The 17,654-nt window shown below is 63.5% G+C and carries 15 protein-coding genes; 3 read left to right on the plus strand and 12 right to left on the minus strand.

Translation table 11 applies throughout. From position 1 onward, the window contains the following. Positions 1 to 110 precede the first annotated feature (110 nt). Entirely contained in the window at positions 111 to 2,018 is a 1,908-nt protein-coding gene (locus DWU99_RS15435) for a M61 family metallopeptidase (protein ID WP_115478971.1), read from the minus strand. Positions 2,019 to 2,333: 315 nt separating this feature from the next. Between DWU99_RS15435 and DWU99_RS15440 the strand changes: the two genes are divergently transcribed. From DWU99_RS15440 to DWU99_RS15450, 3 genes are all read left to right on the plus strand, one after another. After that, positions 2,334 to 2,984 (plus strand): outer membrane protein, encoded by a 651-nt coding sequence (locus DWU99_RS15440; protein ID WP_158543308.1) that lies wholly within the window; start codon positions 2,334 to 2,336, stop codon positions 2,982 to 2,984. A gap of 184 nt (positions 2,985 to 3,168) precedes the next feature. Further along, positions 3,169 to 3,528, plus strand: a complete 360-nt coding sequence (locus DWU99_RS15445; protein WP_115478973.1) for a hypothetical protein — start codon at positions 3,169 to 3,171, stop codon at positions 3,526 to 3,528. A 258-nt stretch (positions 3,529 to 3,786) separates the two neighbouring features. After that, a complete protein-coding gene (locus DWU99_RS15450) occupies positions 3,787 to 5,433 on the plus strand; it encodes a hypothetical protein (protein ID WP_115478974.1) in 1,647 nt (548 codons plus the stop codon). A 29-nt stretch (positions 5,434 to 5,462) separates the two neighbouring features. Here the strand turns inward: DWU99_RS15450 and DWU99_RS15455 are convergent, their stop codons facing one another. The 11 genes from DWU99_RS15455 to DWU99_RS15505 all read right to left on the minus strand — a co-directional run bounded on the left by DWU99_RS15455 (position 5,463) and on the right by DWU99_RS15505 (position 16,654). Then, positions 5,463 to 5,768, minus strand: a complete 306-nt coding sequence (locus DWU99_RS15455; RefSeq protein ID WP_115478975.1) for an STAS domain-containing protein — start codon at positions 5,766 to 5,768, stop codon at positions 5,463 to 5,465. Positions 5,769 to 5,780: 12 nt separating this feature from the next. After that, positions 5,781 to 6,965: a methyl-accepting chemotaxis protein gene (locus DWU99_RS15460; RefSeq protein WP_115478976.1), complete on the minus strand. Its 1,185-nt coding sequence runs from the start codon at positions 6,963 to 6,965 to the stop codon at positions 5,781 to 5,783. A 17-nt stretch (positions 6,966 to 6,982) separates the two neighbouring features. Then, positions 6,983 to 8,080: a protein-glutamate methylesterase/protein-glutamine glutaminase gene (locus DWU99_RS15465; protein ID WP_115478977.1), complete on the minus strand. Its 1,098-nt coding sequence runs from the start codon at positions 8,078 to 8,080 to the stop codon at positions 6,983 to 6,985. 147 nt (positions 8,081 to 8,227) lie between these two features. Further along, entirely contained in the window at positions 8,228 to 8,884 is a 657-nt protein-coding gene (gene cheD, locus DWU99_RS15470; protein WP_233511167.1) for a chemoreceptor glutamine deamidase CheD, read from the minus strand. Further along, positions 8,881 to 9,762 (minus strand): CheR family methyltransferase, encoded by an 882-nt coding sequence (locus DWU99_RS15475; RefSeq protein WP_115478978.1) that lies wholly within the window; start codon positions 9,760 to 9,762, stop codon positions 8,881 to 8,883. The genes cheD and DWU99_RS15475 overlap by 4 nt, the downstream gene beginning before the upstream one ends. A 4-nt stretch (positions 9,763 to 9,766) precedes the next feature. Further along, positions 9,767 to 11,488 (minus strand): methyl-accepting chemotaxis protein, encoded by a 1,722-nt coding sequence (locus tag DWU99_RS15480; protein ID WP_115478979.1) that lies wholly within the window; start codon positions 11,486 to 11,488, stop codon positions 9,767 to 9,769. A gap of 12 nt (positions 11,489 to 11,500) precedes the next feature. Then, positions 11,501 to 12,007: a chemotaxis protein CheW gene (locus tag DWU99_RS15485; protein ID WP_115478980.1), complete on the minus strand. Its 507-nt coding sequence runs from the start codon at positions 12,005 to 12,007 to the stop codon at positions 11,501 to 11,503. Positions 12,008 to 12,098: 91 nt separating this feature from the next. Continuing rightward, complete coding sequence (locus DWU99_RS15490) at positions 12,099 to 13,796, minus strand: methyl-accepting chemotaxis protein (RefSeq protein ID WP_233511168.1); 1,698 nt, start codon at positions 13,794 to 13,796, stop codon at positions 12,099 to 12,101. A gap of 145 nt (positions 13,797 to 13,941) precedes the next feature. Beyond that, complete coding sequence (locus tag DWU99_RS15495; protein ID WP_115478981.1) at positions 13,942 to 15,924, minus strand: chemotaxis protein CheA; 1,983 nt, start codon at positions 15,922 to 15,924, stop codon at positions 13,942 to 13,944. A gap of 29 nt (positions 15,925 to 15,953) precedes the next feature. After that, a complete protein-coding gene (locus DWU99_RS15500; protein ID WP_115478982.1) occupies positions 15,954 to 16,316 on the minus strand; it encodes a response regulator in 363 nt (120 codons plus the stop codon). Between the two features lie 14 nt (positions 16,317 to 16,330). Then, positions 16,331 to 16,654 (minus strand): STAS domain-containing protein, encoded by a 324-nt coding sequence (locus DWU99_RS15505; protein ID WP_115478983.1) that lies wholly within the window; start codon positions 16,652 to 16,654, stop codon positions 16,331 to 16,333. Between the last annotated feature and the right edge of the window lie 1,000 nt (positions 16,655 to 17,654).

The following is a 17,654-nucleotide window of genomic DNA, read 5'->3' on the forward strand; positions in this document are numbered from 1 at the left end:
GGGGAAGTATAGCGGAGTTGGAAGGGTACGCCCATGCGAGGATGTTTTCGCACGAGCCGCCCTTCACCCCAACCCTCTCCCCATGGGGGAGAGGGAGGAGTCGAAGTGGATCAGCGAGCCTTGATCAACTGGGCAAGCGTGTCGGGCTTGCTGGTATCGCGCTCCAGGTGCGGATACTTCAGGCCGCCGTGGTAGTCGATGCGGATGGTCTTGTACTCGTCGAAGTTCTTCACCAGCAGTTCGATCGGCTGGCTGGTGTCCTTCGCCGCGGCGGTGACCGCATCCTTGATCGCATCCGGATCGTAGCTGTGGCCGTTGACGGCCACGATCGTCATGCCCGGCGACAGGCCTGCGTTGAAAGCAGGACCATCCCACAGCACATCGCCGATCGCGCCTTCCTTGCCGATGGACAGACCCAGCGAGTACGTCAGGTCCGCCGTGTGACGGAAAGCTTCGCCGGCCTTGATCGCGGCGGACGGCTTGTCGTTGTAGACGAGCTTCCAACCGTGCGATGCCAGACCGCCGATCAGCGGACCGTGACCATCCAGGCGCGTGCGCAGATAGCTCTTCCAGTCGAACGGCGCGATGTCGTTGAGCGTCTTCACCACGTCGTCGAAAGTGTAGGTGTCGACATCCCATGCACCGGGATTCACGCCGAAGAATGCCTTGCCGAAATCGTCGATGGTTTTCTTGTTGCCGGTGAGCTCGCGCAGCTTGCCGTCGACGTCGAGCCAGATCATCTCGCCGGCCGAGTAGTAATCCTCGCTCGCCTGGTAGTTGCGATACGGCAGCGGACGGCGCTGGGCGATGGTGGGATCGTTGGTGGTGTCTTGCACGTTGCGCCACGAAGCCAGGCCCGGACGGCCCTTGTCGTAACTGGCGGCGACGGCGGCGATCATTTCGTGGAACTGGTCGTCGCTCCACAGGCCCGAGCGCGCAGCCATCACCTCGCCCCAGAACTGCGTCTGGCCTTCGTAGACCCACAGCAGCGAGTCGCCCATGGGCACGTTGAAGTTCGGCGTGGAGAGGTCTTCGCCGCGACGGTATTTGCCGTCCCACGAGTGGTTGAATTCGTGCGAGAGCAGGTCGCGCATCACCCAGCTCTTGTCCCATTCGGTGAAGTAGCCGGTCGGCGTGCCGTCTTCGCTGGAGCGATGATGCTCCAGGCCGTTGCCGCTCATCTTGTCGCTGAGCGAGAACAGGAAGTCGTAGTGGTTGTAGTGGTGCGCGCCGTACATCTTGTACATCTGCTGGATCAGCGCCTTGTGAATCTTCAGCTGCTCGGGCTTGATGTCCAGGTATTTCGGATCGTCCGCCACGATATCCATATGCACCGGCGTGCTGGCGCCCGGATCGAGATCGACGCGCTTGAAGTACTTGCCGGCGTAAATCGGCGAGTCGACCAGGTCGTCAAAGTTGATCGTCTTGAAGTGCACGGTATCGCCGTCCTGCGAGGCGACGTCCAGCGCCGAACCGAACTGCCAGCCGGCAGGCAGCTTCACGCTGGGATCGGCCTGAATCTGGCGCGCGTAGTAACCGGCCGGATACAGCGCCACGGTGTTCCACTGCAGGTTGAGCATTTCCGGGGTCATCACCACGCGGCCCTGGGCGGTGCTCTGCGGAGAGAGGAACTGGAATTCCACATCCAGCGCGGTGGCGCCTTGCGGCACGTCCACATGGAAGGCGAAGACGTTGTACTGGTCGCGCGTCCACGCAAGCGTCTGGCCGTTGGCTTTCACCACGAGGCCGGCGAACTTGTCGATCGGGCCTGTGGGCGAGTGATGACCGGGAATCCACTCCGGAAACAACAGGGTGAACGGACCCGACGAGGCCACCGGCACGACTTCGTGCACGCGGAACACGCGGTGAGCCACGTCAGTAGCATCGACATCGATCTTCAGCGTCCCTGCGCTGTAAGGCACGTTCTGCGGAGCGGGTACGTCGTCGGCATTGACGGCAAGGGCGGTACATCCCAGCACGGTGGCGAGGATGGCGGCGGCGAGCGGGTGGCGGTTCAAGGGTGATCTCCTGGTGCGACAAAGGCCGCCAACATGAATGGGATGGCGGCGTAAGAGCACGATCCTAGCCACGCGAGTGCACCCACTCCCCTGCCAGAGGTCACGCGCGAGCCCTTGCGGCGCCTACAAGTCACGGCCGAATGAGACGCAGTCGCGTGCACGCACGAAACTGAACGGCAAAGGCCCTGATTAGTGTCAGAAAAGTTCGGTTCAGGACGGTTGTTACAATGTTGTTACGCCGCGTAACCCCGCGCGGTCCTGCGCAACGACTTCCCCATCGTTGTCCAGGTCGATAACAAAGAGATGGAGTCCTCCATGAATAAGCTAGCCCTCTCGGCCGCCCTGGCCGCCCTTGCCCTGTCCCCCGTGCTGAGCCAGGCCGCTCATGCGCAAGACGCCAACACCAGCACCGCCACCTACGGCTCGAACATCGATCCCAACTGGCAGGACAACTTCTTCGTCGCCGGCCAGCTGGGCCAGAGCCAGTACCGCGTCGACAGCGACGTGCTGAACCACAACCACGGCGTGTTCCAGAACGTCCGCTTCGGCTGGCGCTGGAATGGCCTGGTCGGTCCGGAAATCGGCTACGTGTACCTGGGTCAGCCCAAGTGGTCTGACGGCTACAGCCAGCTGTCGGTCAAGCCGCGCGCGGCGACCGTCGGCGTGAACGGCAAGTACAACTTCTACCAGGGTTGGTTCGTGACGGCGCACGCCGGTTACATGCGCTCGCAGACCAAGTTCGCCGCCACCGGCGACTTCGGCACCGACCGCTACAAGACCTGGAACAACGGTCTGTATGCCGGCGTGGGCGTGGGCTACGACGTGACCCATAACTTCAGCCTCGGCCTGAACTACGACAACTACCGCCTGCAGTCGGGCAACAACACCAGCCTCGACAACATCGGCGTGCCGCACGGCCGCGCCAACGTGGCGAACTACTCGGCTTCGGCGGAATACCGCTTCTAAGCTCCACCCGCGATGCCCTTCGGGCGCATCCTTGCGGTGTACCAATCCCCCGGGGCAACCCGGGGGATTTTTTATTCTCATTCCATTTGGTTTTAACGCGAAACCTAAAGTAAGTCCCGCCAAGGTCGATATCTCTCTCAAGCCGCTCTCCCGCGTGGCAACCATGGCCTGAGGACTGACACCAATGAAAATGCTACTCGCCGCGACCGTGCTGATGGTCGCCCCCATCGCCGCCCACGCTTGCGGGGCAACCGACTTCGCCATCCAGGACGTCAAGGTAAGCGCCGTCGGTACCGGCATCGCCACACGCCTGAGCGTGAAGGGCAAGCTGGTCAACAACTGCGCCGCCGCCGCCGCCGCCCAGGTGCGGGTCGATGCGAAGGACGGTTCGGGCAACGTGCTCGCCTCGAAGGAAGGCTGGCCCGCCGGCACCACCAACCTCAGCCCCGGCCAGTCGGTCGATTTCGACATGGGCCGCATGCTGCACTACCAGGCGGACATGCAGAGCTACTCCCTTAGCGTGGTCAACGTCCGCGCCTGGTAATCCGCGTTTAAAAGTGCGTGTGAACCTGCCGACGGCGCTCCCCCGCCGTCGGCTTTTTTATGGGCGCGAGGGCCACGCGAATAGCGCGAACAGACCCAGGGACGCGCGGAACAATTATTCGCAGACGCCTCCCAACATGTTGAAATTTAGGTGGCGTCCGGAAGCATTGATCAGAGCATCCCTGGTACCGAATGCGCGGATCGCTCATGATGGAGCGACGCGATGCACGCTTGCTGCGCGTCTCCGAAGGGGCGGGGTATGGGCAAAACCTGGTTGAAACGCGAATGGCAAAGGCACGCTGCGGCCGCCGCGGGCTATCTGCTCATCTATATGGCTTTAAGGCCAATCAGCGAACCCTATTGGGGGATCATCTCAGCGTTTCGGATCGTCTGCCTGTTGTTTCTGCCTTATCGGTACTGGCTCACGCTTCCCCTGATGGATACGGCAGGGCAGTCGTTCAATGTCCTGCCGCATACCCAATTCGGCCTGAGCTGGACGATCATCTCGATGATCCCCGGCATCCTCCCTATCATGCCCATCGTCTGGTGGTGCAGGGAGAAACTGGATCTCTTCCCCAACCGGCAACAGATCAATTTCCATGTGCTGTTGCTGTGCTCGGCGCTTTGCTGCCTGGCGATGGCATTGGTGATGATGGCGGCCCTTGCGCACTCTTTTTATTCGCCCGGTCATCCCTACCCCGTCGGCTGGATAACATTGCCGGGCATATTCATTGGAAGGTACATCGCCACCATCTTCGTACTGCCATGGATCTTGATGGCAAGGGCCGAGCTCATATCCAAAACACCGTGGAAGCTGCGGTTGCAAGCGTTCGTCAAGGAGCTTTTTGCGGCCGATACGCTCGCCCTTCTGCTGTCGGCCGCGTTGTTCCTGCTGTGGTTCCATCTGCACAATTACGAAAACGCCAGGCGACTGTCCTATCTGGCATTGTTCATGCCGATCGCATGGGTCACGCTGAAGCCGGGATGGCGCGCCACCGCACTGGGTGGAACACCGGCCATCCTCTGCACCATTTCGCTGATGGAATGGCACGGCGTCGACACGGTCTACATGGTAGGAAGCGAAACATTCATCGCACTGGTGATGACTTGCCTGTTCATCCTCGGGGCGCGGGTCACCGCGCGGCGCCAACAGGAAGATCAGGATCGGCTCGATGCGGAGCGGGCCATCGTGCTGGCCCGCCAGAGCATCCACATCAGCGAGTTGCGATTGAGGAAAACCGCACAAGAGCTCGAACTGGCCGGCAGCGCCATGTCGCTTGCACACCACCAGATGCTCACTCGGTTCCGCCACTTGCTTACGCCTAGCGAAATGCAACGTTATTTCCGTCAGGCCAGCGCGACGCAAAGCCAGGTCAGCCGACTTGCCGAAAGCATGCACCCCTCAGCGTGGCGCGAACGCGGTTTGCCGGCAGCACTGCGCGAAACCATCGCTCGCGCCTTGGACGACGTGGGCATCGCCTATCGCTGCGAGATCAAGGGCCTCGGGGCGATCGATCTGAGCTCCAACATGCACACCACGATATATCGTTTGGCCTGCGAGGCGGTGGCCCACGTCAACACGCAAATGATTTGCTCACGCGTCAGATTGCGTTTGCGCGGCGGCATGACGGGGCAAGTACGCTGGATCGTGCTGTCCGTGGACGGCATGGTCGAACCGGCACTGATCAACGATGCGGTCTACGACATCACCGAACGCCAACTTCTGGGCTCCAAGCTCGGTGCCCACGGTCTTGATCTGGATGGCCTGCACAATCATGTGCAGTTGTTCGACGGTCAATTGCACCAACGCACCAGTGCGATGGGTGTAAGGATTTCCTGCCTGCTCGTCGACGAGCCCACGCAGCGCGCGGCTACCCGTGCGGAAGTAAACCCCTGGATTGCCTGAACTGCGCGGATAGCGAATGCGATCGCCGCTCAGTGCAGCGTGAACAGCTTGTCGAACCCTGCCACGCGTAGCGTGCCGCGCAACGCGGTACTCGCGTTGACGATGCGGATTTCGGCGCGATCGCCACCGGCGTGTTCGCGCAGCAGCAACAGCATGCCGAGCGCCGAGCTGTCCATGCTGTCCACTTCGCCGAGATCGATCACGTAGCTGCGCGACGGCTTGCGCCCGCCCAGGCACGCTTCGTGAAACTGGCGGTGCACGCTGAAATCGAAATGGTTGCCGAACTGGAGGGTGACGCAATCCTGCTCGGTGTCGTGCTGCACATTGAGATTCATGGTCGTCGCTCCTTAGAACAATTCGATTTCGCCCGCGTCCATCGTGTTCTGCAATGCAGGACCCTTGGAGCGGATACGCGCCTTCTCGCGCTGCAGCGCAAGGCGCTCGCGCACGCGTTCCGAATGCTGGCGCAACACCTGCGCATCTACCGGTTCGCAGGCGAGCATTTCGATGTCGCGCGTGGTTTCGGCGGCAACGCCCTGCAATTCGACCAGGCGCTGGCGGGTCTGGTTGAGCAACTGGCTGAGGATGTCCTCGAACTGCAGCGAGCGAATCGTGGTGGACACGTCGTTGCCGAGTCCGCGGTTGATCTCCACCACCTGATCGGCCACCGCGCTGGCGCGCGCATCGCTCTCGGTGACGTGCGCCATCATCGCGTCGATGCCGCCCTTGGCCGACAGCGCCACGTTGAGATCCTGCGAGGCGAGCTCGCCCACCAGCCCGCGCACTTGCTCCATGGCGATGCGCGCGCGCTCGACGTGGCTGCCGATCTGTTCGTTGAACTGGTTCGAATGGCTCGCAAGATTGCGGATTTCACCGGCCACGACGGCAAAGCCGCGGCCCGCTTCGCCCGCACGCGCCGCTTCGATCGCAGCGTTGAGCGCCAGCAGGTTGGTTTCTTCGGCGATGGTGTTGACGTTCTTCAGCAGCGCGAACACCGCATCCATTTCTTTCGACATGCCGTCGATGCGATAGACGATACGCAGGCTTTCGCGCGACAACTGAACGATCAGGCCGACGAAGTGCTCCAGCAGATCGCCCGTGCGCGCGGCGAAATCCTGCACCGACACGCCGCCGTTCTGCACATCGATGATCTGCTTGAGCAGCGACTGCTGCATGCCGGTCTTGTGCGACAGGCCATCGAAACCGCCGCCGAGGTCGGAAACGGCATCGCGCAGCAGATCCAGCGCCTGGTGCAATTCGCGCGAGGCATGTCCAAGCTCGTCGACCAGCGCGCCGCGCACGTCCTCCAGCGCTTCGCGCACCGGCGCGGTGTCGGGACCCATGGGCGTCTCGACGATGATCGGCGTCGTCGCCTGGCGGCGGCATTCGAAGATCCACACCGCGCAAAGTGCCGTGACCAGCACCGGCGCCATCCAGGCCGGATTCCAGATCAGGCACAACAACAGCGCGGCGAGGCTGACGCCGATACCGACATAGGGACGTGGAGCGGAGGAAGACATGATGGCGGACATAGGGATGTTCCGGTACGTCAGGACGCGGCGCGACGCGCGCCGGCAATGGGTTGTTGCGCCAACACGAGCAGGCGCGCGGCGATCTGTTCGAGCGGCAACTTTTCATCGGCCGCACCGAGCTTCCAGGCGGCGCCGGGCATGCCCCACACCACCGAGCTCGCTTCGTCTTGCACCAGCGTGGGGGCGCCGCTTTCGCGCAATTCCAGCAAGCCGCGCGCACCGTCGTCGCCCATGCCGGTCAGCAGCGCACCGATCGCGGCAGCGCCGATGCTGGCCGCCGCCGAGCGGAACAGCACGTCGACGCTGGGCTTGTGACGATTGACCTGCGGACCGTCGTGCAGGCGACAAACGTGCTTGGCGCCGTCCCACATCACCAGCAGATGTTCGCCGCCGGGCGCGATATAGGCGTGGCCGGGCTGAATCGGCTGACCGTCGCGCGCTTCGCACACGCGCATGGCCGAACAATTGTCCATGCGTGTCGCGAACGGACCGCTGAAGGCAGCCGGGATGTGTTGCGTAATCAACACCGGCGGCGCATCGGGCGGCATCGCCTCGAGCAGCACGCGAATCGCTTCGGTGCCGCCGGTGGATGCGCCGATCACGATGATGCGGCTGCCGCCGCGCGTTCCGGCCGATTGCGAGCGCGGCAGCACGGCATCGGCGGTGAGACGCGGCGGCACGTCCAGTTTTTGCACCTGCGTGTACGCGCGCGGCCGCGTGCGTGCGGCGAGCTTCACCTTGGCGCAGATCTCCTGCGCGCTGTCGGCGAAACTGTTCGCCAGGTCGCTGGACGGCTTGGTGAAGAAATCCACCGCGCCGATCTCCAGGGCGCGTAGCGTCACTTCGGCGCCGCGCTCGGTCAGCGAGGACACCATCACCACCGGCATCGGCCGCAGGCGCATCAGGTTTTCCAGGAAGGTCAACCCGTCCATGCGCGGCATTTCCACGTCGAGCGTGAGCACGTCGGGATCGAGCTGCTTGATCTTGTCGCGCGCGATCAGCGGATCGGCGGCCACGCCAACGACTTCGATTCCGGGATCGGAATCGAGCATGGCCGACAACAATTTCCGCACCAGTGCGGAGTCGTCGACTATCAGGACGCGAACTTTTTCCATTGCCGCTTTCTCGCCTTATGCATCAATCAACAATCAGGAAGGAAGGGTGAGCAGCGAGGGCGGCGGATGGATGCCCGCAAGCCCCCTGTATGACCGCGTGCTCGCGCCCTCGCCACTCATCCTTCGTCCCTGGCACAGCCCGCACCATCAAAACAGCTCCACTTCACCCTTTATCGGATCGTTCGCCAAACGCTTTAGGTAACTCTGTTCGTTGGCGGCCAGCTCGCTGTCGCGCGAGGAGCGCAGCTGTCGCACGCGCACCCGTCCGCTGGCAGGGAAAAACTGCAGTTGCCGCGGATAAATGTCGCCAACGTCTTCGGCGACCAGCTGCAACTTTTCCGTTTCCAGGTAACGCTTGACGAACGCGATATTGCGCTGCCCCACGTCGGTCATCTGCGTCAGCACGCGGCCGCCGCCGAAAATCTTCACTTTCAGCGCATCGCGGCGGCCACCCGCTTTCAGGATCGCGTTGATGAGCTGCTCCATCGCGTCGCTGCCGTAGCGCGCCGCGCGTCCCACCGCCAGCGACCAGTCGTTGCGCTCGCCGCTCATCGGCTCGGGCAACATGAAATGATTCATGCCGCCGATGCGCCGCTCTTCATCGCGAATGCATGCGGACACGCACGATCCGAGCACGGTGGACACCATTTCTTCCTGCGCGCTCACGTAGAACTCGCCCGGCAACACCTTCACGGTCATGCACGCGTGCGAGGGGTCCCAGAATCGGCGCATATGTTCGAAGCCGGGCAACACCGCCGTCTTCGCAGTGGGCGCCGTGGCGACGCCGGGCATGGGAGCAGTCATGGCACACACTTCCGGTAAACGGTACGGCCCACGAGCTCGAACGAATCGCTAAGGCCGTACATCGATTCGGAATGGCCAAGAAACAGATAGCCTCCCTGCTCCAACAGGCCGGCGTAGCGTTCGAACAAACGCTGCTTGGTCGGCTTGTCGAAATAGATCACCACGTTGCGGCAGAAAATCGCGTCGAACGGACCGCGCATCGGCCACTCGTGCAACAGATTGAGCGGCTGGATCGACACCAGCTCGCGCAGGCGCGGATGCACGCAAGCCAGACCTTCATAAGCGCCTTCGCCGCGCAGGAACCAGCGCGAGCGCCGTGCCTCGGTGATGCCGCCCATGCGTTCCAGCGGATAGGTACCGGCTCGCGCCGCCGCCAGTGCCTGTGGCGACAGGTCGGTCGCAAGAATGCGCGCATCGACCTTGCTGCCCGTGCGCTCCAGCGCTTCGGCCAGCACCATCGCCAACGCATACGGCTCTTCGCCCGTGGAACAACCAGCCGACCAGATGCGCAGGCGGCCGCCGTTCTTCTTTTCTTCCAGCCAGCGCGGCAACAACTGTTCGACCAGGAGGTCGTAGTGATGCATCTCGCGGAAGAACGAGGTGACATTGGTGCTGATCGCACTGGCCAGTTCGCCCAGTTCGCTTTCCGGATCGGTGCGCAACAGTTCGACGTAGTCGTCGAAGCCTTCCAGGTCCAGCGCACGCAAGCGACGCAACAAACGTCCCTGTACCAATTGGCGCTTGTGCTCGCCGAGCACGATGCCGCAGTGGCGATAAACGAAATCACTCAGAAATGCGAAATCGCTATCGCCCAGCGACCAGCCGCCTGCGCCAGCCGCTGCGCCGCGCGTATCATGATCGACGATTCGCGCGGCCATGCGATCAGAACTCCTTCCACACGCCGGCGTCGGCCGTTTCTGCCGGACGCGGCGCTACTTTCGGCGCGCCGCTCTTGCGTACGGCGGCGAACACGGCTTCCGCTTCGGCCACGACGTTGTCGGAAGCTGCCTTCTTGGACGCAGGCTTGGACGTGGCCACACCGGTGATCTGGAAGAAGCCGACCTGGTTGGTGAGCTCGTCGGCCTGTTCGTGCATCGCGCGTGCGGCGGCCGAAGCTTCCTCGACCAACGCGGCGTTCTGCTGCGTCATTTCATCCATCTGTGACACGGCGTTGTTGACCTGGTCGATGCCCGCCGACTGTTCCTGGCTGGCCGCCGCGATCTCGGCGACGATATCGGTCACCTTCTTCACGCTGTCGACGATGTCCGCCAGCGCCTTGCCGGACTGATCGACCAGTTCGGAACCCGCACGCACCTTGTCGGCGCTGTCGTTGATGAGCAGCTTGATTTCCTTCGCGGCGCCGGCGCTGCGCTGCGCGAGATTGCGCACCTCGGTGGCGACCACCGCGAAACCGCGACCCTGTTCGCCCGCACGCGCCGCTTCCACGGCGGCATTGAGCGCCAGCAGATTGGTCTGGAAGGCGATCTCGTCGATCAGGCTGACGATGTCGGAAATCTTGCGGCTGGACGTATTGATCTCGCGCATCGCGGTGACGGCCTGCGCCGCCACTTCGCCGCCGCGCTCGGCCTGTTCGCGCGCACCGCGGGCGAGCTGGTTGGCGTGGCTGGCGTTTTCCGCGTTCTGCTTCACGGTGGAGGTCATTTCTTCCATCGACGAAGCGGTTTCTTCCAGGCTCGACGCCTGTTCCTGCGTGCGCTGGCTCAGGTCGTCGTTGCCGCGCGCGATCTGCTGCGCGGCCGTGCTCACGGCGTCGGAGCCCTGGCGCACTTCGGCGACGATTTCCACCAGTCGCTGATCCATCGTGCGCAGCGCGGTGAGCAGCCTGGCAAGCTCGTCGTCGCCCTTGACCTGCACGTCGTGACCCAGCTTGCCGTCGGCGATTTCATTGGCGACCTTCATCGCGTAGCTCAGCGCATGCGAAATCGAGCGGATCAGCAAGGTGGAGCGAAGCAGCGCGAACAGCAGGCCGGCAATCAGCGCAATGAAGGTGATCATGCGTACGCGCTGATAGCTCTTCACCTGATCGGCGTAGATCTGACCGGCTTCGCTGCTCTGGACCTGCACGAGCTTGGAGAGCGCATCCTGACGCTGCATCAGCAGCGGACGCAGTTCCATTTCGACCAGGTCGGAGGCGCCGGTATCGGCCTGCTTGATGGCATCGAGCACGTCCTGCTTGGCCTGCTCGTAGTCTTTGTCGGTGGAGTGCCAATCCTTGTTGGCCGCGGCCACCGCATCGCTCATCGGCAACGCCGAGAAGCGCTTCTTGTAGTCGTTCATCTCCGCCTGATAGCGGTCGAACTCGGCCATCTTCTGCTTCACCTGATCGGCCTTGCCGACCAGCGCCGCCGCCTCGTTGAGCGTGAGGAACGACTTCAGCGAATCGCTGCGCACCACGTCCAGATACTGGCTTGGCACCAGCTCCGATGCGTAGATGCGTTGCGTGCCGGCATTCTGCTGCGACATCGAACCCAGGCCGATCCCCGCGCCTGCCAGCAACATCACGCAAAGCAGGCCCACCAGCATCACCAGGCGGGCCTTGATCGAGAGCGACTTGAATTTGAATTTCGGGAAACGAAGTTTCATGTTGTTATTCCTTCACGCCACGGCTTTCACATCGTTCGCCGCATTCAGCGCGGCCTCGAGCATCTGTGCGTCCTGCGGTTGCAGCAGCTTGTCTGCGTCGAGCAGCAGCACCATGCGGTCGCCGATCGAGGTCAATCCCTTCAGGTATTCGGTGTCCACCGTCGTGCCCATGTCCGGCACGGGGCGCATGGCATCGCCGGCGACGTCCAGCACGTCCGACACGCCATCGACGACCACGCCGAACTGACGACCCGAGACCGTGATGATCACGGTGACGGTGGTGGCGTCGTATTCCTCGCGGGCGAGACCGAAGCGCAGTCGAAGATCGATCACCGGCACGATCGCGCCGCGCAGGTTCAGCACGCCCAGCACGTAGTGCGGCGATTGCGGAATGCGCGTCACCGGCGTCCAGCCGCGGATCTCGCGCACGGAGAGGATGTCGATGCCGTATTCCTCGTGCGCGAGGTTCACGGTGAGGTATTGCGACTGGAGCGCCTCGCTCCGGGATGGGTCGGACATGTTTCGCCTCGTCGTTGGAGCAGCAGGCGGTGCTCCCGTTCGAAAGATGGATCGGCTGTCGGCCGCAAAACTTGAGCTGTTCGGGCCAGGCTCAGAACTCCGCCCACTCGCCGGCCACGGCCAGCTCGCGGCCTGCAGGATCCTGCGGCCGGGCCGGCGCAGCCGGCTTCCGGACTGCCCCCTGGCGGACCAGCGGGGCTGCCTCGACGGCCTTGGCTTCCTGCAGCCGGAAATAGCGCATCTGGGCCTGCAGCTGGTCGGCCTGCTCCTGCATGGCGCGGGCGGCGGCGGCCGCTTCTTCCACCAGGGCGGCGTTCTGTTGCGTCACCTCGTCCATCTGCGTGACGGCCCGGTTGACCTGCTCGATGCCGGTCGACTGCTCCTGGCTGGCGGCCGCGATCTCGTCGACGATGTCGGCGACTTTTTTCGCGCTGCCGATGATCCCGGCCAGCGCCCGGCCCGATTCGTCCACCAGCTGCGAGCCGGCCTGCACCTTCTCCACGCTGTCGCCGATCAGGCCCTTGATGTCCTTGGCGGCACGCGCGCTGCGCTGGGCAAGACTGCGCACCTCGCCCGCGACCACCGCGAAGCCGTGGCCGTGCTGTCCCGCGTGCGCGGCCTCGACCGCGGCGTTCAAGGCCAGCAGGTTGGTCTGGAAGGCGATTTCGTCGATCAGGCTGACGATGTCGGAAATCTGCGCGCTCGCCTGTTGGATCGCCTTCATCGCACCGCTGGCGCGCGACGCCACATCGCCGCCGTGTTCGGCCTGCACGCGCATGTCGGCGGCAAGACGGCTGGCCTGCTGCGCGTTGTCGGCGCTCTGTTTCACGGTGGAGGTCATCTCCTCCATCGACGCGGCGGTTTCCTCGAGACTGGAGGCCTGTTCCTGCGTGCGATGGCTCAAGTCGTCGTTGCCGCTGGCAATCTGCTGGGCCGCCGACGTCACCGCGTGTGCACCCTGCTGCACCTTGCCGACGATGCCTGTCAGTTTGCTTCGCATGCGTTGCAAGGCATCGAGCAGACTGCCCGGCGCGGGAGCCGCGTCCACATCGGCGACGGTGAGATCGCCATCGGCAATGCGCGCAGCCATCGCCACGGCAAAAGCAGGTTCGCCGCCAATGCTCAGGCGAATGCTGCGCATCGATTGCCACACGACCAGAATCACCAGCAGTCCGACCAGGGTGGCGCGCAACAGGCTGCCCACCAGCATGTGCATGAACTGCGCGTCGATATCCACGAAATACGCGCCAGCCGCGATATGCAGATCCCACGGCTTGTACCAGGCCGTGTAGGTCATCTTCAGCTTGTCGCCTTTGCTGCCCGGCATCGGCCACATGTATTCGGTGATGCCGTGGCCATCGCGCCGGTCGGCGGCAAGCATCTCGCGATACATGTATTTGCCAGTGGAATCGCTCTCATCCTTGATGCTCTTGCCAACGCGCTTGGGCATCACCGGATGCATGCGCATGGCGAGGCTGGAGTCGAAGATGTAGACGTAGCCGGCGCCATCGTTCCAGCGCAACGTGGACACCGCCGCCAGTGCGCGTTTTTGCGCTTCCGCATCGCTGAATTCGCCCTTTTCCGCGCGATCGTGGTAGCTCTGTACCAGCGTCATCGCGGTGGACACTTCGTCGCCGAGCGCACGCTTGCGCGCTTCCATCTGCAGGCTGCGGCTATCCATCGCGGACATCACGGTCAAGGCGACCAATCCCACCACCACGATGGCGATGACAAGCCATACCCGTGCCGCAAGGCTCAGGCGATCGAGGGATTTCAGCGGGGACATCATGACTGCGACCTTCAAATGACGGGAGAGGATGGGCGCGCAACCGCCCGGATTCATGCAGGGCACAATCGCGCGCCACGCCTTCGGCGCGCCGGTGCCTTCGATCTCTGGAAACCGGCGGCGCCCTCCGCGCCGCCGTCATGCCGCGCTACGCGGCCTTGCGTCGCGCCTGCAGGCGAATGATTCCCGCCACGTCGACAATCAGTGCGACCGAACCGTCCGCCAGGATGGTGGCGCCCGAGATGCCGTCGACGCGCCGATAATTCGCTTCGAGCGACTTCACCACCGCCTGCTGCTGGCCGATCAGCTCATCGACAAACAAGCCCACGCGATTGCCGTCGGCTTCGACCACGATCACCAGGCCCTCCTCGATCTTCTGGCGCGCGGTGGCGCAACCGAATTGCTGGTGCAGGCGAACGATCGGCAGGTATTCGTCGCGGAAGCGGAACAGCTCGCCGCCGCCCGTCACGCTGCGCACGGCTTCGGCCGGCAATTGAATCGATTCCACGATCGACACCAGCGGCACGATGTAGCATTCGTCGCCCACGCCCGCGCTCAAGCCGTCGATGATGGCCAGCGTCAACGGCAGCGTGATGGTGAAGGTCGTGCCGTTGCCGGGCCGGCTCTTGATGGCGACATTTCCGCCCAGGTCCACCACGTTGCGGCGAACCACGTCCATGCCCACGCCGCGGCCGGACAGATCGGTGGTCACCGCCGCCGTCGAGAAACCCGGCTGGAAAATCAGCTCGCCCACTTCTTCGTCACTGATGCCTTCCGCGCTCTTGATCAAGCCTTTCTGCAGCGCCTTGTTGATGATCGCCTCGCGGTTGAGGCCGGCGCCGTCGTCGACGATTTCCACCACGATGGAACCGCCACGATGCGAGGCTTCCAGGCGCAGCGTACCGACGTCGCCCTTGCCGGCGGCGCGGCGCTTCTCCGGTATTTCCAGGCCGTGATCGATCGCGTTGCGCACGAGATGCACCAGCGGATCGCCGATCTTCTCCAGAACAGTCTTGTCCAGCTCGGTGTGCTCACCCACCAGCTCAAGCTTCACCTGCTTGCCGAGCTTCTGGCTGAGATCGCGCACCAGCCGCGGGAAACGGTTGAACACCGAACCGATCGGCAACATGCGTATGCCCATCACGCTTTCCTGCAGGGAACGCGTGTGACGAGCGAGCTGCGCAAGGCCTTCCTGCAGCATGCTCAAACGCGACGGATCGAAATCCTCGCGGAACTGATCGAGCATCGCCTGCGTGATGACGAGTTCGCCGACCAGATCGATCAGGCTGTCGATCTTGTCGATGCCCACACGCACCGAACCTGCATCGTTGCTGCTTGCCGCAGCACTGCGCGTGGTCCCGGCCGCTGCGCCTGCACCGGCCGGCGCGGCATCTGTCTCGACAGCCGGTGCAGGCGGTGGTGCGGCGGCAACGAGTGGCTCGATGCTCAGATCGCACTCGTCTTCGACCCACTCGAACACCGACGCAATCGCTTCGCGCGTCGCCGCGCCGGTGAGCGTGAGATGCCAGCCTAGATGGCACTCGCTGGGGTCGAGCGCGTCCAGCGTGGGCACGCGATCCAACTGTGCCTCGACGACCAGCTGCCCGAGCGCAGCCAGTTCACGCAACAGACGCAACGGGTCGTTGCCGCCGGCCAACATGCCAGCGTGGGGACGGAACTTGATGCTCCAGCCGTTCGAAGCAGCCGGTTTTGCAGCAACTTTCGCGGTCGGCGCCGGAACCTCGCGACCGACCGCGGCGGCCAACTGCCGTTTCAACTCTTCACTGCTCGCATCGGCAAGCGGTTGTCCGCCTTGCGCGCGCTCGAACATGCCGCGCAGGCAATCCACCGTGCGCAGCATCAATTCGATGATGGGCTTGTCGATCGCACGACGACCCTCGCGCACCTGGTCGAGCAAAGACTCGGCCTCGTGCGTGAACGCCGCCATCTCCGGAAAACCGAACGTGGCCGCGCCGCCCTTGATCGAGTGCGCCGCGCGAAAAATGCTGTGCACCAGCTCCGCATCGCCCCCTTCGTCCAGCGCCAGCAATGCCGTTTCCATGGCATCGAGTCCCTCGAGGCTTTCCTCGAAGAAGACTTTGTGGAACTGCGTGACGCTGATCGTGCTCATAGGGGGCTCTTACGTTGGAAGATCTGCGCTTAACCGAGAACGCGACGGACCGTTGCCAGCAGCTGCTCCGGATCGAACGGCTTCACCAGCCAGCCCGTCGCGCCCGCGGCCTTGCCTTCCATCTTCTTGTCGGTGTTGGATTCGGTCGTCAGCATCAGAATCGGCACGCCCTTGTAATCCGGGCGCGCGCGCAGCTCGCGCACCATGCTGATGCCGTCCATCACCGGCATGTTCACGTCGGCCAGCACGAGGTCGAAGCGCGATGCGGCCGCGGTATCCAGCGCAAGCTGGCCGTTTTCCGCTTCGCTGACTTCGTAACCGGCGCTACGCAGGGTGAACGCCACCATGCCGCGCATCGAAGCCGAATCGTCTACTGCAAGAATCTTTGCCATCTTCCACCTCAAGTTCAGGCCGGCTGTTTTGCCGGCAACGCCAATGTTTGTGCCAGGCCCAGCTGGCTGGCCGCGTCGTGCAGGGGCGCGCTTACGCCGGCCCAATTCATTTGTTTGCCGCGCTTGGCCACTTCGCGCTGGAACACGACGAGCAGTTGCAGGGCGGCGGTGTCGACGCGCTCTACCGCGGCGCCGTCGAGCACGATTTGCGGAGCGTCGACGGCTTCGCGCAGTTGCCGGTGCAGGTCACCGACGTCGGCGATGCGGCAGTCGGCGGGGATGCCGATTCGGGCTTCGCTTTTTGTGGTGGTGGCGTCTGGTTTGGTCTTGCTGGCCATGGCGGGAGGCCCTCGACGGGATTCTGTTGAGGGTTTTATCGGCCGGGGGCGGGGCAGCTTTAGGTATTGGTCTTGGGATTTTTTGGCTGCTGCGGTGCCTGATGACGTTGTTGTGCGCGTACGCTTCACGCCCGTCGTCCCGGCGTAAGCCGGGACCCAGTGACTTTGGCTTGTGGTTGCGCTGGTGCGTCATCGCCAGGTTGCTCGCCTGCGCGGCGGGCGTTTCGACCGTCTGCCGACGGCCGAGTCACTTTCTCTTGCTTGCCCAAGAGAAAGATAACCAAAGAGAAGGGCACCCCGGAGCCGGTGCTCTCCGGGCTGCGCCCTCCGAGGCGTGAGCTGGGGCCGGGCTTTTCGACAGGGCTTCCTGCCCTGGCGAAAAGGGATCGGCATCCATGCCGATCCCCCTGCGGGCCTTGTCGTCCCCAGCTCACTCACCGCCTACGGGGCCCAGGGCGCGCGATGCGCGCACTTTTCAAAAGAGCAAAAACCCATGAGCCAAAGCTAAAGAGCGAGAAGCGAGAAGCGAAAACACCGTGCACTGCTGCCTGCGCGTTCTTCCGGCGCTACGCGCCGGCACCGAGTGCGCGCAGCGCGCGCTGCTCTGGCTCTAGCTCCTGCTCTTGACCTTGGGGCCCCTTGGACCCGGCGGAGGGATGGAGGATCAGCCCGTAGGGGAGCCGGCATGGATGCCGGCTCGTTTTTCGTCAGCACAGGAGGTGCTGTCGAAAAACCCCGCAATCCCTCCGCGCACTTTGTGGGCGAAGCCCGCAAAGCGGGTACTCGGGGCTGCCCTTCTCTTTGGTTATCTTTCTCTTGGGCAAGCAAGAGAAAGTGACTCGGCCGTCGGCAGACGGTCGAAACGCCCGCCGCGCAGGCGAGCAATCCGGCCTCAACACACAACCAAAAACCGAAGCCACTGGATCCCGGCTTTCGCCGGGACGACGGAGTGAAGCAAGAGGCAAGTAGTGCAGCAATCGGGCGCAAAAACAAACCCTAA

This window comes from Dyella psychrodurans (genome assembly GCF_003363265.1).
Taxonomy (GTDB): Bacteria; Pseudomonadota; Gammaproteobacteria; order Xanthomonadales; family Rhodanobacteraceae; genus Dyella_B; species Dyella_B psychrodurans.